At 46.0% G+C, this 19,462-nt stretch carries 16 protein-coding genes and 1 tRNA gene; 4 read left to right on the top strand and 13 right to left on the bottom strand.

Annotation, left to right across the window (positions count from 1 at the left end; genetic code table 11):
• The 4 genes from FNE76_RS02915 to FNE76_RS02900 all read left to right on the top strand — a co-directional run.
• Positions 1–696, top strand: a 696-nt coding sequence (locus FNE76_RS02915) for a glycosyltransferase family 25 protein (protein WP_143928366.1), incomplete at its 5' end; no start/stop codon positions are given.
• On the top strand, positions 696–1,694 hold the full coding sequence (locus tag FNE76_RS02910) for an A/G-specific adenine glycosylase (protein ID WP_185962977.1): 999 nt from the start codon (positions 696–698) through the stop codon (positions 1,692–1,694). The genes FNE76_RS02915 and FNE76_RS02910, both read left to right, overlap by 1 nt.
• Before the next feature lie 47 nt (positions 1,695–1,741).
• Positions 1,742–1,816: transfer RNA gene (locus FNE76_RS02905), tRNA-Asn, on the top strand.
• Between the two features lie 156 nt (positions 1,817–1,972).
• The gene (locus FNE76_RS02900) at positions 1,973–2,563 is read left to right on the top strand and encodes an outer membrane beta-barrel protein (RefSeq protein WP_120947855.1); all 591 of its coding nucleotides are present in this window, start codon (positions 1,973–1,975) and stop codon (positions 2,561–2,563) included.
• Positions 2,564–2,590: 27 nt separating this feature from the next.
• Here the strand turns inward: FNE76_RS02900 and mfd are convergent, their stop codons facing one another.
• The 13 genes from mfd to FNE76_RS02835 are packed head-to-tail and all read right to left on the bottom strand — an operon-like array spanning position 2,591 to position 19,358.
• Positions 2,591–5,575 (bottom strand): transcription-repair coupling factor, encoded by a 2,985-nt coding sequence (mfd, locus tag FNE76_RS02895; protein ID WP_185962976.1) that lies wholly within the window; start codon positions 5,573–5,575, stop codon positions 2,591–2,593.
• The gene (locus tag FNE76_RS02890) at positions 5,562–5,993 is read right to left on the bottom strand and encodes a bactofilin family protein (protein WP_120947856.1); all 432 of its coding nucleotides are present in this window, start codon (positions 5,991–5,993) and stop codon (positions 5,562–5,564) included. Before FNE76_RS02890 ends, mfd begins: the two co-directional genes overlap by 14 nt.
• Positions 5,918–6,850: a M23 family metallopeptidase gene (locus FNE76_RS02885; RefSeq protein ID WP_120947857.1), complete on the bottom strand. Its 933-nt coding sequence runs from the start codon at positions 6,848–6,850 to the stop codon at positions 5,918–5,920. Before FNE76_RS02885 ends, FNE76_RS02890 begins: the two co-directional genes overlap by 76 nt.
• Complete coding sequence (locus tag FNE76_RS02880) at positions 6,837–7,766, bottom strand: M23 family metallopeptidase (RefSeq protein WP_120947858.1); 930 nt, start codon at positions 7,764–7,766, stop codon at positions 6,837–6,839. The genes FNE76_RS02885 and FNE76_RS02880 overlap by 14 nt, the downstream gene beginning before the upstream one ends.
• Positions 7,759–8,922, bottom strand: a complete 1,164-nt coding sequence (locus tag FNE76_RS02875) for a Mur ligase family protein (protein WP_120947859.1) — start codon at positions 8,920–8,922, stop codon at positions 7,759–7,761. Before FNE76_RS02875 ends, FNE76_RS02880 begins: the two co-directional genes overlap by 8 nt.
• Positions 8,919–9,419, bottom strand: coding sequence for an LPS assembly lipoprotein LptE (lptE, locus tag FNE76_RS02870; RefSeq protein WP_120947860.1), 501 nt, complete (start codon positions 9,417–9,419; stop codon positions 8,919–8,921). The genes FNE76_RS02875 and lptE overlap by 4 nt, the downstream gene beginning before the upstream one ends.
• A 3-nt stretch (positions 9,420–9,422) precedes the next feature.
• Positions 9,423–11,849, bottom strand: coding sequence for a leucine--tRNA ligase (gene leuS, locus FNE76_RS02865; protein ID WP_143928365.1), 2,427 nt, complete (start codon positions 11,847–11,849; stop codon positions 9,423–9,425).
• Positions 11,850–12,191, bottom strand: coding sequence for a DUF6394 family protein (locus tag FNE76_RS02860; protein WP_120947862.1), 342 nt, complete (start codon positions 12,189–12,191; stop codon positions 11,850–11,852).
• 21 nt (positions 12,192–12,212) lie between these two features.
• Positions 12,213–13,181 carry a protein translocase subunit SecF gene (gene secF / locus FNE76_RS02855; RefSeq protein WP_120947863.1) on the bottom strand — a complete coding sequence of 323 codons (969 nt, stop codon included), beginning with the start codon at positions 13,179–13,181 and terminating at the stop codon, positions 12,213–12,215.
• Positions 13,168–14,781, bottom strand: a complete 1,614-nt coding sequence (secD, locus tag FNE76_RS02850; RefSeq protein WP_162983235.1) for a protein translocase subunit SecD — start codon at positions 14,779–14,781, stop codon at positions 13,168–13,170. The genes secF and secD overlap by 14 nt, the downstream gene beginning before the upstream one ends.
• 3 nt (positions 14,782–14,784) lie before the next feature.
• A complete protein-coding gene (yajC, locus tag FNE76_RS02845; protein WP_120947864.1) occupies positions 14,785–15,105 on the bottom strand; it encodes a preprotein translocase subunit YajC in 321 nt (106 codons plus the stop codon).
• A gap of 55 nt (positions 15,106–15,160) precedes the next feature.
• On the bottom strand, positions 15,161–16,483 hold the full coding sequence (gene nhaA / locus FNE76_RS02840; RefSeq protein ID WP_120955506.1) for a sodium/proton antiporter NhaA: 1,323 nt from the start codon (positions 16,481–16,483) through the stop codon (positions 15,161–15,163).
• 25 nt (positions 16,484–16,508) lie between these two features.
• On the bottom strand, positions 16,509–19,358 hold the full coding sequence (locus tag FNE76_RS02835) for a RecB-like helicase (protein WP_120955508.1): 2,850 nt from the start codon (positions 19,356–19,358) through the stop codon (positions 16,509–16,511).
• Between the last annotated feature and the right edge of the window lie 104 nt (positions 19,359–19,462).

The following is a 19,462-nucleotide window of genomic DNA, read 5'->3' as shown; positions in this document are numbered from 1 at the left end:
CCCCCTATCTCCACCCCCCCCCCCCCCCCCGCCCTCCCGCTAGGCCTCCCCCCCCGGCCCCGCGTGCCCGGGCGGCGGGGGGGGGTGGGGCGGGGGGGGGGGCGGCGGAGCGCATGTTTTTATGCTTTAAAATATGAGGCGCGTGTTTTGAGTGCGGGCGAGTTGGGGGCATATGCGAGTCATTACTCTTTATGGCAAAAATGTATCCAGCTAGATGAGCCCATCGTGATCTTAGAAGATGATATTTATCTAGAACCTTACTTTTTTGAGAGTCTGGACTTTTTGCAAGAACATATAGCTAAAATAGGTTATATACGCTTGTCGCATAACACACACCACAAAATTTGCAAGAGGCCTACAAAATTTCCCCATATATTTGAAGTCGTCCAATTCACGCTAGGCATTGGGACGATGGGCTATTGCCTCACACCCAAAGTAGCGCACAAGTTTATCCAAGCGAGTCAAAAGTGGGTCATGCCCGTGGATTGGGTGATGGATAACCACTGCTTACATGGGGTTAGAAACTTGGTATTTGAGCCCTTTATTATTGGTGAAAATGAGCAAGCCATGCAATCTAGTATTGATAGACCGCCTTCAACCCAAAAGGTCTCCCCTCTTGTGTGGCTGTGTAACAAAATAGCCCATTTTCGCTTTGAACTCTATTTTTGGTCGTATGCTAAAATGAGGGTGGGCTAATGCTTAGCCATCTCCAAGATGCGCTTTTAAAATGGTATCCCTTGCATGGACGCATAGACATGCCCATCCGCCATTTGAGTGGGGAAAATGCGCCCTATGAGATTTATATTTCTGAGATCATGTCTGCCCAAACCCAAATTAATGTGGTGTTAGACAAGTTTTACTATCCCTTTTTACAAGCCTTCCCCACGCTCAAAGACTTAGCCCAAGCCCCTTTAGAACAAGTTTTGATTTTATGGAAAGGGCTTGGTTACTACGCTCGGGCTAAGAATTTACACAAAGCCGCTCAAATTTGCATGGCCCAACATGGCGGGTATTTGCCAAGAAGTTACCAAGCCCTACTAGCACTGCCCGGCATTGGGGCTTATAGTGCGGGTGCGATCTTGTGCTTTGGCTTTAAAGAGGCGGTGGGTGTGGTGGATGCCAATGTATCCCGTGTGCTCTTGCGGCTATTTGGGATGGATATTTCTAGCAAAACTTTAAAAACAGACTTGCAAAACCAAGCCAATGCCTTTGTGAATGTGGCTAACCCCTTTGATCACAACCAAGCCCTCATTGACTTAGGCGCGCTCATCTGCACGCCCAAAAATCCCCAGTGCCATCTTTGCCCCCTACGCTTTGCTTGTCAAGGTCAAAACGACACAGAACGCTTTAGCCTGCTGAAAAAAACCCCCAGTATCGCGCTCACCCAACATTATGGCGTGTGTGTGGATCAAGGTGGGTTGTATTTGTCCTTGCCCCAAAAGGGCTTGTATGCTGGGCTTTACCAATTCCCACTCTTAAAAGAACAGGAGCTTGTGAGTCTGCCCTTTATAGGGACCATCAAGCATAGCTACACCAAATACCGCCTACAAATCAAACTTTACCAAGCCAACTTGCACGATTTGGTGCCCACCAATCTTAAAAAGATGCCTTTAAGCCAGCTTGATCAAATCCCTACCAGCTCCATGACCGCTAAAATTTGGCATCTTTGCCAAAAAAGAAGAATATTATCCTAAAACCTTGACAAGTTTATTGAAATCATTATATAATCGGGTTTTGTTGATCCAGATTAGCTCAGCGGTAGAGTAGGCGGCTGTTAACCGCTTGGTCGTAGGTTCGAATCCTACATCTGGAGCCATTTTTAGGTTTCCCTTTATCCCCTTAGTTTGAGCGTTTTCTCCTTGCTGATTTACTTTTCTGTGTTAGTTTTGCCGATATAAGAGGGCGCAGTGTGGATAAGTTGGAACACTATTGGCTTACCTTGCTGTGTCCTAATTTAAAAGAAGGAGTTTTCATGGTTTTGAGTAAAAAAGTGGGGGGCTTGGCTCTCTCTAGTTTGATGGCACTTGGTTTAGCTTCGTTTGCACAAGCAGATGAAAAAAATGGCTTTTTTATGGGGCTTGGTTACCAACAAGGTAAGATCGGGGGTGGTGCTTACCACACTGCTTTGACCAAGGGTACCCCCGTCTATGGTATGGATATCCAACTAGGGGGCGTGGGCTTTGCTAATAAATGGTTTGGCGGGCAGGTTTATGGGTTCTTTGATTGGAACAATAGCCATATCATGGGATCCAATGATCGCGACAAGTGGAATGTCTATACCTATGGTGGCGCAGCCGATGCGATCGTGAATCTAGTCGCCACTAATCCCTTTGCCTTTGGTCTAGTAGGCGGTATCCAGTTAGCGGGCAACAGTTGGAATTTTAACACCTTCTCGCACACTGCGTTCCAATTCCTCTTCAATGTGGGTGGCCGTATCCGCATGGGTACACACTCTGCTCTCCAAGCAGGGATCAAGTTCCCCATGATTCCCCAAAAGCTCACACCTGAAATCAAAGACATGCGCCGTTATGTGTGGTATGTCAATTATGTCTTCACTTTCTAGGCTGACCTAGAGATTCTAGGAGGGGGTTTAAGCGGGGCTTTTTAAGCGTTCTTGCAAATTTTCCAATAAGCTTTGCAACACTTCCGAGTCGTCTTTGCTAGGAGCTAGAATTGTGTATTGTTGGTTGCCCTTAAAAATGGTTGTGCGTTGGGCGTATTGGGAGATTTTGTGGATACCCAACAAGTTAGCCAAAATTTTAACACGGATGATCTGCAAAAATTGCGCACTCATAGGATCAAGCGGACCAAAGCGATCCACGATCTCCTCTTGGATGGCGCGCACACTGGATAAGTCGCTACACAAGGACAGCCGGCGGTAAAGTTCCAAACGCAAACTATCATTTTCAATCAAATCTGCGCTCAAATACCCACTCACCGCTAATTTCAAATCCACACTTTTTAACTCCACTCTCTCTCCGCTCTTTTCCCTGATGGCCTGTTCTAGCATTTTGCTATACAGACCATACCCGATATTTTGGATATGCCCGCTCTGATCTTGGCCTAAAAAATTCCCACTCCCCCGAATTTCTAAATCATGCAAAGCTAGACTCGCGCCCGCCCCCAAATCGCTATTTTTTTCAAGCGCAACTAAGCGTTTGAGGGCATCTAGGCTTAAATCCTTTTTGTTTTCCACCAAGCAATAACAAAAGCCCTCTTTGTGGCTTCTGCCTATACGCCCCCTAAGCTGGTGCAAATCGGCTAAACCAAAGCGATCGGCACGATCAATGATGATCGTATTGGCATTGGGGAGATGCAATCCCGATTCCACGATCGAAGTGCAGACTAAAATATCTAATTGCCCTTGCTCAAAGGCTTGCATAATATCCTGACTCTGTTGTAAGGGGGTTTTGGCATGCAGGGTTTCAATCTGCAAATGGGGTAAGAGATCAACAAGAGTTTTTTTAGCTTGGGGCATGCTCTCAATATGGTTGTGGATATAAAAGACCTGCCCGCCCCGTCTGCGTTCCCTTAAAATGATCTCTTTGAGCAAACTGGGGGTTTTTTCTTTCACAAACGTGCGGCTAGGGACTTTATAGCTAGGCGGAGTGGCTAAAAAACTCATGCCCTTGATGTGGGAGAGTGCCATGCTAAGGGTTCTTGGGATGGGAGTTGCAGACATGCTCAAACAATGCACGCTTTGGGCTAAAAGCTTGATGGTCTCTTTTTGCTTGACTCCAAATTTATGTTCTTCATCCACCACCACCAGCCCCAAGTTAGCAAACTCTGCCCCCAAGAGGGCATGCGTGCCAACCACCACATCTAAACTACCCTGCTTTAAGCCCTCTAGGATGTGTTTTTTTTCCGTGGGCTTGCTAGAACGATCAAGCCTGGCTACCCGCATGCCAAAGGGTTCTAAGCGGGTTTTGAGGCTATTAAAATGTTGGTTGGCTAAAAGCGTGGTGGGCACAAAAAATGCACTTTGCTTATCGGCTAAAAAAAGCGCATAGATGGCGTGCATAGCAACCTCTGTCTTGCCAAAGCCCACATCTCCACTTAAAAGCCGATCCATCACTTTCCCACTAGCCAGATCTTGTAAAATCTCGGTGATGCTACGCTCTTGATCAGCAGTGAGGGCAAACCCACTAGCGCGTTTGAAACGCTCTAGAGCACGCGTGGGGGGCGCGATAACCTGCCCAGCGATTAAATTACGCGTGGCTGCTAGATTAATAATATCTGTTGCCATGTCTAGTAATTTGGCTTTGAGTTTGGCTTTGAGTTTGGCAAAACTGCCCTTGCCTAGACGATCTAAAGTTGGGCTACCCGGGGCGATGTAGCGATCCAAGAGGTGCAAATTTTCCACTGGGAGCAAGAGGCGATCGTGGTTGCCATACTCTAGGGCTAAAAAGTCGCGTACGCTCCCTAGCACGCTATTTTGCACCAAGCCTTGAAATTTGCCCACACCATAATCTTCATGCACGACATAATCGCCCAAGCTAAGTTCATCTAGGATCAATTTGGAACGCCCACGCACCCGTTGCTTAATATAGCCATGCAAGGATAAAAAAATCTGTGTGGGGGTGGCAAAATGCAAGACACAATCTGAAATAACCACATCAAGTGCCATTTTAGGCAAGGGGGGGACAAGGCTTTTGTCTTTGGCTAGCAAGGTGATTTTGCGGTGCTGGTTGAGTTCTAAAAAACCATGGAGTTTGTCTAAATCCACTTGGATATCTTGGCATTTAGGGGGCGTAGCCAACACAGGCAAATTTAAAGCACGCTCCAAACTCTTTAAAGACTCCAAGCTGGAGAGTTCGCGCGCCTCCTCTAGAGCTTTGGGTGTGAGGGTGGCACTATATGTACTTAAAAAATCCACCCCTAAATCGCCTAGCACCCAAAAGCCCAAAGAGGCGATATCTGGGATCAAGGCATCGCTTTTTAATGCCTCTAGGCGTGCTTGCATTTGCACCATCTGTTGCTTGGTGAGGCTAAAAAGAGCGGGGGTGATTTCTATGCTCTCGATGAGTTCAGGCTGGCTAAGTTGGGTGCGTGGATCAAAGCGTTTAATATCCTCGCAAGCATCGCCTAAAAAGCCCAAACGATAGGGTAACTCTTGTCCGGGGATAAAAATATCCACAATGTCGCCTCTAAAGCTAGCTTCCCCGGGCAATTCCACCACTTCTACAAATTCGTAACCATAATGGATCAAATCCTCTTTGAGGACGCTCAGATCATAGCTCTCTAAACACTCTAGGTGAAAGCTTTGGAGCAAGCAAGATTGGGGCAAGGGGTGCAATAACGCGCTTAAAGGAGCAACCAATAAGCAATCTTGCCCGCGCTCTTTAGCTTGATAAAACAAGCGCAACTGGGTTAAAAGTTCTTGAATCTCCGTGCTAAAAGCGCGCATGTCATCCAAATAGCGGGCGCGCAAATCAGGCAAGGTAAAGGCTAAAGAATGATCCCTAAAAAAGTGCCATACCTGCAACGCCTCCCTAGCCTCTAGGCTATCTTGCACGATTAAAATTTGGCTAGAAAAGGCATGTTGGAGGGCGGCATAAAAACTAGCTTGGATCATTGGCTTTATCTTTGGGGGCTAAAATGGGGGTTTCTGGACTTTTATCTTGCAATAAATTAGAGGACATCTCACCCTTGGGGCGGCTTTCCCCCGATAAAATACCCTTGCGCTCAATCACCAGCTCCGCGCTTACAATCTTGCCATCCACATATCCAAAGGGCATGATTTCAATCAAATCGGCTTGGGCATTGCCCATAAACTTCCCGCTCACCACCAAACGCGCTGCCACCAAGTCGCCCACCACCACGCCATTTTTGCCAATCACCACTGTGCTAGAGGAGTGAATCGTGCCCTCCAGCATGCCATCGACATGCAAGTGGCAATCAATATCGACCTCTCCTTTTACTTTGGTACCTTGGGCGACGATGGTAACCGATCCATTAGCAGGTTGTTTATAATCGTTAGTAAAGATGGCCATGCGATATTCCTTTCTTGCGTAAAAATGAAGTCAAAATTCTTCATGTTCCATTTGATAAAAAACATGGGATTAATAGGCTTGTCCATGAAACGCACCTCATAATGCAAGTGGGGTCCGGTGCTCATGCCACTACTCCCACTATAACCGATGAGTTGCCCTTTTTTCACAAATTCCCCATTCTCGACCACAATTTTACTCAAGTGGGCATAATAAGTCTTGAAACCAAAGGGGTGGAAGAGTTTAACAAGCCGCCCATACCCGCCATTCCACCCGTTATTGGCTAACCCCACCACCCCATTAGCAGTGGCATAAACGGGTGTCCCAACGGGCGTGCTCAAATCCACACCGGTATGCTGGTGCATGGTGTGCAAAATCGGGTGGAAGCGTTTATAAAACCCGTCGGAGACACGTACATATGAAACCAGCGGGGAGTCATTGGGGATAAAACGCATGATGAAGGTTTTTTGTGCACCGGTGATGCTGGCGACATCCAAACGCGCGCTCAAAGGGGCATCGTCCTGCTGATCCTCCACACTCTCAATACCCACCAAATCTTCTAAATCATTAATGCGATCGCCCGCCAACATCATCTCTTCGATATAGCCCTGCACTTTTTGGTGTAAGCGTGAATTGGTTTGGGTGCTCTTTTGGTATTCAGCTTTGAGGGTTTTGGTCTGATCTTTGGTGGCTTTGATTTCGTGGTTGAAGGTATAGAGCGCGCTACCCAAAAAGATCAATACGCCCAAAATGAATAATAAAAAATAGTAAGCCAGTTGTTTATAGATAATGGGGACATTGATAAATTTACTCCCATCGGGGTGGGTGATCATCAAAATCAGCCGTCTATTGAGCCACATTCAAAACGCTCCCCTTAGATTTTTGCGTGAGCTGATCGGCATTTTGGTAGCCCTGTATTTGCGCCATGTCGCTGATACTATAAAAGAGATTCTTCCAATTCACTTGCGAATCTTCCTTGAAAATAGATTCAAAGTGCACCAAATCCCAATTCAAATACCGGGGCATATCCACAATCTGCCCCAAAAAGCGGATTTCATAGTGTAATTGTGCGCGCTTCAAACCCCCGCTATTCCCGCTATAACCCAAGAGTTCGCCCTTTTGCACAAAGGCGTGCCTTTTAACCACAATTTGACTCAAATGCGCATAAATGGAGCTAAACCCAAAGGCGTGATCCAAACGCACTACATTCCCATAACCTTGGTGTCTGTTTAAAAAGATCACATCCACAATCCCGCTGGCGGTGGCATAAACGGGGGTATCAAGGGGCGCGCTAAAATCATAGCCTTCATAGTTCCCATTTTTCTTTTTAGCCGTAGGGGCTTTAGAAGTGTAGGATTTTAAAGGCTCGCCATTGGGGATTAGGGCTAGGGCTAGGGTTTTGTTGGCTAAAGAGAGTTTGTTTAAATCCACCCCGCTATAAGCATCTGCCCCATCGCTCTTTTTGACCTCTAAGATTTTCTTTAATTCCCTAATCCGGTGGGTGATGATGGCGATTTCTTGGGTTTTTTGGGCAATCTCTTTTTTGAGGCTGTTATTTTTATGGTAGAGGCTTTGGTAATCCGATTCCACGATGTGCTTTTCCAAATTCAAATGCCCGATTTTTTGCACCAAATAGCTTAAAAACCAGCCCCCAGCCACCATGCCCGCCACAACAAACAGCGCGCTCAAGAATAAATGCCGTTTGATTTTTTTGGAGAGTCTGAGCTGTTTAGAGCCATTCTCATCAATGATGGTTAAAACTAATTTGTCATGCATGCATGTGCCTATAAGATTGTATAAATCCTCCCACCACACTAAAAGAACCCGTTACCAACCAAAGCGTATTGGGTTTGGGTTTAAAATGCTCCCAGCTAAAGATACTAAAAGTTACTTTTAAGTCTTGTAAAATGCGTTCTAAGTCCTCTTGGGGGATGATTTGGGGATCATCGATCTGAAAAATAAACACATGGCTTATCAAGGGTTTTAAACAAGCAAGCACGCCCCGCACATCTTTTCTAGCATAGCTATTATATACCAAGTTGGCTTTGGCTCCTTTGAGAGCTTGGGCTAAGACCTGTGCACCACTGACATTGTGGGCACTATCGGCAATTAAATTAGGTGCTATGCGTTCAAAACGCCCCCCTAAATTCAAAGGAGGAAAAGAATCAAGGTTATAAGCAATCCCCAAAACTTCTAGGGTACTCAGGGCACTTTGGAGATTTTGGGCTAAAAAGGGCGGGTAGTGATGTTTATAGGCATAATCACAAACTAGCTTGGAGGGTGGGGGGGCTAGGGTTAGGGGCAAATGGGCTTGGCTTGCCATTTCCTTAGCTAGTTGGAGCACTAAATCCTCTTGGGGGGCACAAATGATCGGGGTGTGGGGCTCTAGGCTTTGCATCGCTTTTAACTTGGTGGTGGCAATGGCTTGAAGAGTAGTGCCCAGTCTGTCGGTGTGATCAAAACTAATGGGTGTGAAGACAATAGCACAACGCTTATCTAAACGCGTGGTGCTATCAAACTCCCCACCTAGGCCTGCCTCTAGCACCAAATAATCACAATCTCTAGCCAAGACAACCGCTAAAAGCGTGGCGTATTCAAAATAGCTAATTTGGGGCTCTAGGGACAAACTTTGCAAAAACTGGTGGGCATCTTCTAGCTCATGGGCTGTAATCACCGCCCCTTGTTTGTAAAAACGCTCGGCAAAATCACACAAATGGGGCGAGCTAAAATGCAAGACCTTAAAACCTGCATGTTCTAGGCCCAAAGTTAAAAACCGCCCCGTGCTGCCTTTGCCATTTGTGCCGATGATTTGGATTTTGGGTACGCAATCCTCAAAGTGCGCCCTAAATTGCGCATAAATACGCTTAAAACGCGTTGGGTCAAAGTGGGCTAGTTCATGCGCACGGGTGTTTAAAAAAGCCTGTAGAGTCATTTGACCTTGCCCTCATAGGCGATTTGGGAAACAAATTGCGTCATGGTTTGATCTAAGGCTTGGGAGATCGCATACAAGCGGTTATTATAGGTGATCAACGGGTTTTGCAAGGAGACGGCATAGTTGTAATACCCGCTGAACTCAAAACTCTTGGTCGTGCCCATTTTGTTATCATAAGTGTAGGTAACATAGACGGTTACGCGGTAAAAGGTGGTGAAACCCTCTTGGTTTTGGCTAATGGAAGTGTCTAGCACCTTATTCATCTCAATGGTGATGATCGAATCGGCTTGTTTTTCGCTGGTGAGAGTGTTTTGGAAGCGTTGGACCACGACACGATTGATCATGTCTTTAAATTCCACCGAGTTTTTGGGGTTGGGCATATTCACCACCAAGCGCACATAAACCCCCTTACCCAAGACTTTATCCGCAAAGTTCGCAATGGGTTTATAACCACAGCCACCCAAACCCAAGAGCCACAAAACAAGCAAGACCCGCAAAGATCACTTCACCACAAAATTCACTAACTTTTGGGGCACGACAATTTCTTTGACAATTTCTTTGGACTCCAACCATTTTTGCACGCTAGCTCTAGCCTCTTGTAAAAGGGTGGCGTTATCCAAGTCCTTAGCCACCACAATCTCTGCGCGCCTTTTGCCATCCACGCTCACGGCCATGCTGATTTGTTCTTGTTCTAATGCGCTTGAATCGACACTCAAAGGCTTAAAATTGCGCCGTTCAAAAAGGCGTTTTGCAATCTCAGAACACACGTGGGGGATGATGGGTTCTAAGATGTGGGTTAGAATATAGTAGCCCTCTGTCCATAGTTCCGTGTTGGTGGTTTTTTCTAGGGCGTTGAGGGCTTCCATGCAAGTGGCAATCAAGGTATTAAAGGGGTAATGGGGCTGATCCTTTTCAAAGATGGCATGGCATTTTTGCAAAGCCACATGGATTTTTTGGCGGGCTTGTTTTTCCGCATCGTTTAAATTTTGTGGGGTGGGGCATTCTTGGCTAGGCTTAGCTAGAAAAGATTTTTCATAAAAGCGTTTGATAAAACGCGCTGCCCCCTCTAGAGCTTTGTCATTCCACTCTAGTTCTTTATTGGGCGGGGCGACAAAGTGGATATATAATCGTGCAATGTCTGCGCCGTATTTTTCTAAAATCTCCCTGGGGGTCACAATATTGCCCTTAGATTTGCTCATTTTCGCCCCACTTTTAAGCACCATGCCCTGCGTGGTTAGCGCACTGAAGGGCTCATTAATCTGAAGATAGCCCAAATCTCTCAAGGCTTTAGTAAAAAAGCGCGCATAGAGCAGGTGCAAAATCGCATGCTCGATCCCGCCGATGTATTCATCAACCGCCATCCAATAGGCCAGTTCTGGGGTATCAAAGGCTTGTTTATCCCAAAGTTCTTTGGGCGTGGTGTAGCGCAAAAAATACCAACTGGATTGGAAAAAGGTATCCATTGTATCACATTCCCGCACAGCTTCCTGCCCACACTCGGGGCACAAACAATCTTTAAAGGTCGGGTGTTTTTCTAAAGGGTTACCCTCCCCATCAATGCGCACATCCTCAGGGAGCAAAATGGGGAGATTTTGGGCTTTTTCACACACCAGCCCACAACTAGGGCAATGCACCATCGGGATGAGTGCACCCCAGTAGCGTTGGCGTGAAATGCCCCAATCTTGTAAGCGGTAATTGATCACCAAATGCCCCAATTTGCGTTCTTCAAACAAAACACTTAATTTTTCTTTGGCTTGCGCGGTGCTTAGACCACTATATTCTTGGCAATCTTGCAAGATACCCTCTATGCAGGGGACCTCTTGGTTAGCAATAATGGCTTTGATGGGGATATTAAGGAGTTTAGCAAAATCATAATCTCTAGGATCGCATCCGGGCACGCCCATTAACGCCCCGCTCCCATAGCCCTCTAATACAAAGTTAGCCACATAGATCGGGATTAACTCTTTTGTGAGCGGGTGGATTGCCTCTAGGGGCAAGCCTACGCCCCGTTTTTCCAGCGATCGGGTGCGCATGTTGGTGTTTTGGATGTCTAAAATCTCTTGTTGGCTGGCAGGCTCAAGGGCTTTTTGTTCTAAGAGGGCTTTAACAATGGGGTGGGTGGGGGCTAGAGCGATGAAGGTTACGCCAAAAATGGTGTCTATGCGGGTGGTGAAAACCTCAATGCCTGTTGCGCCACTGAGTTGCACGCTCTGGGGGGTGAGCTCAAAGCTAAAAGCCATGCCTATGGACTTGCCAATCCAATTTTCTTGCATGCGCAACACTTGGGGGGGCCAATGCCCTTTTAATACCTCCAAGCCCTCTAAGAGTTCCTCGGCATACTGGGTAATTTTGAGGTAGTATTGGGGCATTTCTTTTTGCTCGACCACACAATCACAACGCCAACATTTCCCATCGACCACTTGTTCGTTAGCCAAGACCGTTTTATCATTAGGGCACCAATTCAGCCACGCCTTTTTTTGGTAAATCAGCCCCTTTTGATACATCTGCAAGAAAAATTCTTGTTCAATTTTGGTGTAATGTGGATCGCAGGTGGCAAATTCCCTCTCTTTAGAAAAAGAAAAGCCTAAAGCTGAAAACTCCTCCTGCATTTTTAGCATATTGTCATAGGTCCAGCTCTTGGGATGGACTTTGTGCTTGATGGCGGCATTTTCAGCAGGCATGCCAAAGGCATCAAAGCCCATCGGATGCAAGACATTATAGCCCATTTGGCGGTAATAGCGCGCTAGAGCGTCCCCGATGGCGTAATTGCGCACATGCCCCATATGCACCTCCCCACTAGGATAGGGCAACATGCTCAAAATGTATTTCTTGGGCTGACTAAAATTGCGACTAGGTTCAAAGGCTTTTGTCTGCGCCCACACTTTTTGCCATTTTTTTTCAATTTCTTTGGGGTCATAATGTTTCATTTAGTATTCCGTATCTGTATTTTTGGTGCTATCAATGATAAGCAAGATCAAGCAAAAAACATTGCTAATCAGTGCGCCAATCACCAGCACATAGGGAAAGATGCTATTATTTAAAATCTGCAAGAATACAAAAGCAGGCAAGAGGTGCAAGAGCGCAACCAAAGAGCCTCCCATCAGTTCAGAGGCAAATTGTTTTTGCACACCAATTTTAAGCGTGGTGGTGATAAGGTTAATGGCCATGGCTGTAAATAAGATCACAACATTAGGCTCGTATAAAAAACCCGCCAAAGAAGTGGTGCTCAACAAACTAAAGATCGTAAAGATTACCCGACCCCAATCCATGCCAATCCTTATATTACGATTTTAAAGCCGCCCATGTTCATATTGACGGCGCAAACGCTCCTTTTCTTGTTTGCGCTTGATCTTTTTTAATTCATTGTCATGGTAGCGTCCCAAATCAAAACCCAGTAACACCGCAATTCTAGGGGCTAGAAAGATCGAGCTATAAGTGCCCACAATCGTGCCCACCAGCATGGGCAAAGAAAAACCCACGAGGATTTTAGAGCCAAAAATATAGAGCACTAAGAGCACCAAAAACACGGTCAGCGAGGTAAAAAGCGTGCGCGTGAGCGTGCTTGAAATGGCCTCATTGATCACAGCATTGAGATCACTAGAACGCCTAGCCAACATGCCCTCACGAATGCGATCAAAAATGATGATGGTGTCATTGATGGAGTAGCCAATGAGGGTCAAAAGCGCGGCAATCACCTCTAAATTCAGATCGATGTTAAAAACAATCACGCTAGTTGCGGTAATCAAGGTATCATGGACTAAAGCCAACACCCCAGCCAAAGCAAAACGCCACTCATAGCGGAAACTCACATAGATCATCATTGCCACGATCGCCAAGACCAAGGAGAGTATTCCTTTTTCCCGCAATTCGTCGCCCACTTTGGGGCCCACGCTATCCAGCTTGCGAATCTCAAATTTGCCTAAGGGAGTTAAAATTTGGCTAATCTGTTCGCCTAAATCCTTAGCGTGGTTGGTGCTTAATAAAGGGATTTTGATCACCACCTCGCTAGAAGAGCCAAACTCGCTCACCTGCACGCCACTAAAGCCCGCTTGTACAAAAGCCTTGCGGATAGATTCTAAAGGGGCTTGCTGGCTAAAGCGCACCTGTGCCACGCTCCCCCCAGCAAAATCTACCCCTAGATTAAAACCTTTAAAAAAGATCAGAGCCAAGCAAATTACCAGCACAGCAAGAGAAACCCCCAAACCCCACTTAGAATACTCCATAAAATTTAAAATACGCGCGCGCTTAAAAAGTTCCATGCAAAGCCTTTTTGGAGTGCTTGGGAGAAGTTTGCACTCCAAACCAAAAATACAGATTTTTCTTGCGGGAGAGCTTGGGCAAAATGGCTTGGTAAAAGCCCTGCGTGCCCACAATGGCAGTCAAGATCGAGGCTAAAATCCCAATCCCGGTTGTGAGCGCAAAGCCCTTAATGGGTCCTGTGCCATAGGCATAGAGCAAAAAAGAGGCGATCAAAGAGGTGAGGTTAGAGTCAAAAATCGCCCTAGAGGCGTTTAGATAACCTGAATACAGAGCTTGGGCGACACTTTCATTAGCCCGCAACCCTTCGCGGATTCGCTCATTAATGATGATATTAGCATCCACTGCCATCCCAACGGTGAGCACAATGCCTGCCATACCCGGCAAAGTCAAGGTTGCCCCAAAGAGTGCCATCACGGCGATAATCAAGAACAAATTCACAATCAAGGCCACGCTGGCTATCACGCCCGCCATCGCATAATACACAATCATAAAAGCCATGACCATCACAAAGCCCCCAATGAGTGCCACAATGGAGGTTTTAATGCTATCAGCCCCCAGACTGGGCCCAATAATGCGCTTTTCTAACACCACGATGGGCGCGCTTAAAACCCCGCTTCTAAGTGCAATGGCCAAATCGCTGGCTTGCTCCACGCTGAAACTCCCGCTAATCTGCCCGCTCCCCCCGCCAATGCGTTCGCGAATGTAGGGGGCTGAATAGACCTTATTATCCAGCACGACTGCCATGCGCTTACCCACATTAGCCCCAGAAAAATCCCCAAAAATATGTGCCCCTTGGGCATTCAGCGTGAAACTCACCACGGGTTGATTATTTTGGTCATAGACTACTTGCGCATCGGTGAGCATCTCCCCATCCAGGATTGGTACCGCCTTTAAGAGCAACTTGCCCGCTCTGTTATCCGCATAGGACAACACCACATCACCTAATTTTTGAATCTCCTCCTCGCTCAATTCATGCACATACGGGTCTTTTTCCTCATCAACTGCCATCATCTGCAAATGTGCGGATTTGGTGATGAGCCCCTTAGCCCGTTGTTCCTCTTGGATCGTTTTAATCCCGGGTAATTGCACCAAAATCGCATCCTTGCCTTGTTGTAAGACCGTGGGCTCAGCTAGCCCGAATTGATCCAAGCGGTTTCTAATGGTGCTGATCACCTGGGCGATTGTCTGTTGGTGGAACTCTTGAATTTTGGGGAAATCTAGACCTAAGGTGTAATGATCCTGCTCGATAGAAACCTGCACGCCATCTTTACGCAAACCCTCCAAGATTTGGTTGAGGGCTTTAACATCGTCTTTATCAGGCAGGTCAAATTCGACACCCTGCAAGGAAGAGCGCAAGTTTTGCACCAATAAGTTACCCTTTTTAAAGGCATAGTCCAAAGAGGCTGCCATAGAGCTGTATTTATTTTTCAAGGCTTCCTCTAATTGCACACCTAATAGTAAGCTCAACCCCCCCCTTAAATCCAAACCCAAAGTAATCTTGGGACCCTTAGTTTGCAACAAACTGGGTAGAGAAAACCCCACCCCCACCACTAGGGCGATCAAAAAGGCTAACAAACGCGTGTTTAAAACCCGTCTCAAAGGCTAGTTCTCTTTTTGTAAAGATACCTTAGAATCGCCCGACTCTTTTTCCAAATCCTCTAATTTGTAGGCCACATGGTTTTTGGCTAACCTAACCTCTGTATTGTCGTTGATTTTGACCTTAAAAAAGGTGTTTTCAGGCTTGATCACTTCACAGATCAACCCCCCTTGGCTGACGATTTTATCGCCCTTTTGCAAGTTATCTAACATCTCTTTATGCTTTTTAGCCTGCACCCTTTGGGGGCGGATAATCAAAAAGTAAAAAATCAAAAAAAGCACCAATAAGGGCAACAAAGAGGTTAAGAGCTCCTTAGTCTGACTCATCGCAATCCTTTATTTTAAAACCTAGCATTATAGCCATTTTTCTTAATTTTTGGCTTTAGACCTTGGGCTTGGAAAACATACCCAATACAAAGAGATAGAGCGTGCCTAAGACCCCGGAGATGATCGAGCCTAGTAAAATAGCGATTTTAGAAACCTCCATGCTTTCTTGGCTATTAAAAGCCAAATTAGAGATAAACATAGACATTGTGAAACCAATACCAGCCAACATACCCGCACCCAAAATTTGCCCCCAGCCCACCCCCTCGGGGCGTTTAGCAATGTGGAGTTTTTCAGCTAAAAATGTGATCCCCAAAATCCCCACAGGCTTACCAACCACCAAGCCCAACACCACACCCCATAAGATTTCATCAACCCCAAAGTGCATTTCTTTACCCACATGCACCCCAGCATTGGCCAAAGCAAACAAGGGCATAATAAAGTAAGCCCCGTAAGGGTGCAAGAAGTGCTCTAGCTTTTCTAGGGGGCTTTGTAGGCTCTTAGTGGTGCTTTGCAAGGCGTAGAGAATGTCGCGTTGATTTTGTTCTAAGGGCTTGTTGGCGTGGTAGGTGTGTGGATCAAAGGTTTGTTTAAAATTATCCACGAGTTGGGAAAATCCATATACTAGTTTTTTATCTTGGGGGACCTTAATGGGAATCGTAAAAGCTAGGGCGACCGCAGCGATAGTGGCATGCACCCCGCTACTATGTGTAGTTAGCCAAAGAATTGCTCCTAAGAGTAAATAGGGCCACAGGCTACGCACCCCTATTTTATTGAGTAATGCCAACACCAGTAGGATAATCCCCGAGCCTACCAACCAGCCCACTTGTAAATTGGTGCTATAAAAAATGGCGATCACCACTATTGCCCCCAAGTCATCGGCTACCGCCAGAGTAACTAAAAAAACCTTTAGCGATGTGGGGACTCTCTTGCCTAAAATCAAAATCACCCCCAAAGCAAAGGCAATATCAGTTGCCATGGGAATCCCAAAACCATGCGCGCTATTGGTGCCCGCATTCAGGCTATAATAGATGATCCCGGGGGCTAGCATGCCCCCTAGGGCGGCAATCACGGGGAAGGCAGCCTTTTGAAACCCGCATAATTCCCCGTACAAAACTTCCCGCTTGATCTCCAAGCCCACCATCAAAAAGAAAAATGCCATCAGCACATCATCAATCCACTGGTGTAAGGAAAACCCAATAAAGGTTTTGCCAAACTGGAAGCCTACCTGGGTGTGCCACAGCTCAAAATAATAGGTGGATAAAAAAGAATTGGCATAGATCATCGCCCACACGGCACTAACAAATAAAAAAATCCCACCAAAGGATTCGCTTTTAATAAAATCTAAAAATATATTCCTCTTGACTACCGAATCTGGCATGGCAATCCTTTCTTGTTCAAATCATTTAAATCGGGCGCACTTCTATTTGATTGGATAAGACATAGATTAGGGCAGCTTGCACATGGGCATGGGGGTAAATGCGCCCAACACGCTCCCTATAACCCTGCACTTGCGCGCGGTTTTCCTCAAGGTTGCCCTCTCCACTTTTAAAATCCAAGATCGTGATCTGATTGCCTGCAAATAAAAGCATGTCCATACGCCAAATATCGCGTTGGATTTTAAAGCCCACCTCAACTTCCATGTGCCCCTTTAACAACTCCAAAAATTGGGGGGCTTTTTGCAAGTGTTGGACGCGCGCAAGCACCTTGGCGATCTCTATGCCCCCAAAGCCATAATGGTGGGTCAAATAGGCTTGCGCTTCCTCCAAATTAACCCCATAACCATAGTGCAATTCTAGGGCTTTGTGCAAGATGATCCCAAAGAGCATCCCCAGCGCGTTTTCCTCTATGGGGGTTTCTTGTCTTAAATGATCGCTTTGTTCCCCAAAGGACTCCTGGCTCTCTAACAAAGAGGGGGTATTTTGGCAATCACAAGATTTTAACTCATCTTGTAAGCACTTATCTTGGCGTGTCAAACTACCTCTTTGCAAGGGATTAAGATTTAAGGACTTAAAAGCACTTTTGTCGGGCTTTTGGATGATGATTAAGCTGTGCTTGGCGCGCGTGCAAGCCACATAGAGGACATTGGTATCCTCGCGTTCTTGGGTTTTTTGGTATTCCTCAAGGGCTTGCTTGTAATCCCCATCCACCAACTTTCTATGTTTTTGCTTGTAAAAAACCTGCATCGTGCCGTGTTGATAGGTGGTGAAAAATTTGTTGGTATCTGGGCGTGCCCCACCTAAGCGATCTACCAAAATTACATGCTCAAATTCCAATCCCTTAGACTTATGGATGGTCATGAGCGTAATCCCTTGCGTATTGCTTTGGCCAAAAGCGGGTTTTTCTTTCTCTAGAGTATCCAAGAAGTCTAGGGCGTTGGTGTATTCTAAAGAGAGTTCTAGCAAATAACAAGCCCCGGGGCTATATAGCCCCAATTCTTGCATGAGTGTAAAAAGATAGGGGCTTAATTCTGTAAAGGGGGGTAAAGTTAGGGGCGTATCCAAGTTTAAGCCCAACAACTTGAGGATACAGGCTTGGTAATAGGGTTGGTGTTTGGGGGTAGCTAGGGCGTGTTGGAGCGCATAGAGCATGATTTTAACTTCTTTTTGCGCCAATAAGCCCATATCTGCATCGCTGACAATTTCTATCCCCTGCAATTCTGCGCAATTTTCCCGCATTTCCAACAAATGATCTTTTAAGGCGCGCACATCGTCATTTTTAAAGCAAAGTAGGGTGATTGTGCTGGGTTCTATGCCCGCCCTTAAGAGAATTAGCACTTCTTGAGAAACCGCTTCCAGCATTTCGGCTTGGGCTTGGATCACCTTGACATACCCTCCTTGTTTGTGTGCGGGGCTCTCTGGGGGCAATGCTTGGTATTCATACCCCCCAATGGAGTTTTTAAAACTCTCATTGACAAAATCCATGATCACTTTATCGCTTCTAAAGTTATGGGGCAAGCTCTGCGGGTGGAACCTAGAATCGGCACAAAGGCGATCAAATAAGAGGCTATAGCTCCCCCGAAAGCCATAAATGCTCTGTTTGGAATCCCCGACTAAAAATACACTCCGCCCTTCCTTTTGCCCCTTACCCGCTAAGATTTCATCAATCATGGGTCTTAGTATTTGGTATTGCAAGATGCTCGTATCTTGGAATTCATCTAACAGGATATGGCGGATTTGCGTATCCAAGCGGAAGTAAAAAAAGTTAGCAAAACTCTCCCAATCGCGTTCTTCTAAGAGTTGGTAAGCTTTCAAGGCAATGCTAGCGAAGTCAAGATGTTGGGGGCTATGGGTGTGTTTGTCATAGCGATCCAATAGATCGCCTAGTTTTTGGAAGATCGTAGCTTCTTTGAGGATATAATACTCTTTGAGTTGCCCTAGCAAGGCTTGGAACTTGGGGTCTAAATCTTGCAACTTGAATTTTTTAAAAAATTTGTATTGTGAGCCTTCTATGAGGGGGTTTAAAGAGTCTAGCAAACCTTCTAAATCGGGCTTGAGTGCATTTGTAGCTATTTTGCCCTCCACACGGCTTAAAACCTCTAGTCTTAGGGCTTGCCAATTTTGCTTAAGCTGTTCTTGCAAGGTTTTTAAACTCTGTTGTTGGGGTGCAATTCTCAAATGCTGTTTCTTAATGCCTTGGTAGTAGAGTTCTAAGAGGGGCTCTAAAATTTGCGCCACTTGCGTGCTTTGGCTCAAATCTAGGGCTTGGAGACAAAATTGCTCTAAGTCTTGCAATTCATGGGGTTTGAGTGTGGCGATAAAGGAATTGAGTTTATCTTGGTTATCTAAATGCCCGACCTTAAAATGCGCACTCACCCCCACAAAATAGCTAAATTTACGCAAGATTTTTTGCAAAAACGCATCAATGGTGGTGATTTGCAAGCGATCTTGCAGGAAACTTTGGTAAATGGACTCCATATACGGGGCGATTGCCTCTAGCGCGATGCCATACTTGTTTTTGAGTTCAGTAATGAGGGGGCTTGGGTGCGTTGTATTAGGGTCAAAGGCACTTGGATTTTGCAAATACGCTTGGCTTTCTATTAGCAACTCGTGCAAAGCCTTCCCAATGCGTTCGCTCATCTCAGCCGCTGCTTTGTTGGTGAAAGTCAGGGTTAAAATTTCAGAAGCTCTAGCGTTATTTTTAAACATTAATTTTTCTCTGAGTAGCGAGGCGACAAAGCGTAAAGTGAGGTGGAAAGTTTTCCCGCTCCCAGCAGAAGCCCTTAATGCCAAAGATGAAAAATTGCCCCTTAACATCACACTCTCTTTAAGGTTTTAACAAATGATACTCAAAAAGCCTTAATTTAAAAAACGCCTTTGCTCCTTGCTTAATACCCTCCCTTAGCATGTCCATGTTATAA

This window comes from Helicobacter mehlei, from assembly GCF_007280785.1.
Taxonomy (GTDB): Bacteria; Campylobacterota; Campylobacteria; order Campylobacterales; family Helicobacteraceae; genus Helicobacter; species Helicobacter mehlei.
The sequence above is the reverse complement of the archived record's forward strand: the minus strand, read 5'-3'. Positions and strand labels throughout refer to the sequence as shown.

What these genes read in the sequence shown, in the direction of transcription:
- FNE76_RS02910 (WP_185962977.1), top strand. Translation starts at nt 696, where the DNA reads ATGCTTAGCCATCTCCAAGATGCGCTTTTAAAATGGTATCCCTTGCAT.
- secF (WP_120947863.1), bottom strand. Translation starts at nt 13,181, where the DNA reads ATGGAACTTTTTAAGCGCGCGCGTATTTTAAATTTTATGGAGTATTCT.
- FNE76_RS02835 (WP_120955508.1), bottom strand. Translation starts at nt 19,358, where the DNA reads ATGTTAAGGGGCAATTTTTCATCTTTGGCATTAAGGGCTTCTGCTGGG.
- leuS (WP_143928365.1), bottom strand. Translation starts at nt 11,849, where the DNA reads ATGAAACATTATGACCCCAAAGAAATTGAAAAAAAATGGCAAAAAGTG.
- FNE76_RS02880 (WP_120947858.1), bottom strand. Translation starts at nt 7,766, where the DNA reads ATGCATGACAAATTAGTTTTAACCATCATTGATGAGAATGGCTCTAAA.
- nhaA (WP_120955506.1), bottom strand. Translation starts at nt 16,483, where the DNA reads ATGCCAGATTCGGTAGTCAAGAGGAATATATTTTTAGATTTTATTAAA.
- FNE76_RS02890 (WP_120947856.1), bottom strand. Translation starts at nt 5,993, where the DNA reads ATGGCCATCTTTACTAACGATTATAAACAACCTGCTAATGGATCGGTT.
- FNE76_RS02860 (WP_120947862.1), bottom strand. Translation starts at nt 12,191, where the DNA reads ATGGATTGGGGTCGGGTAATCTTTACGATCTTTAGTTTGTTGAGCACC.
- yajC (WP_120947864.1), bottom strand. Translation starts at nt 15,105, where the DNA reads ATGAGTCAGACTAAGGAGCTCTTAACCTCTTTGTTGCCCTTATTGGTG.
- FNE76_RS02875 (WP_120947859.1), bottom strand. Translation starts at nt 8,922, where the DNA reads ATGACTCTACAGGCTTTTTTAAACACCCGTGCGCATGAACTAGCCCAC.
- mfd (WP_185962976.1), bottom strand. Translation starts at nt 5,575, where the DNA reads ATGATCCAAGCTAGTTTTTATGCCGCCCTCCAACATGCCTTTTCTAGC.
- FNE76_RS02900 (WP_120947855.1), top strand. Translation starts at nt 1,973, where the DNA reads ATGGTTTTGAGTAAAAAAGTGGGGGGCTTGGCTCTCTCTAGTTTGATG.
- FNE76_RS02885 (WP_120947857.1), bottom strand. Translation starts at nt 6,850, where the DNA reads ATGTGGCTCAATAGACGGCTGATTTTGATGATCACCCACCCCGATGGG.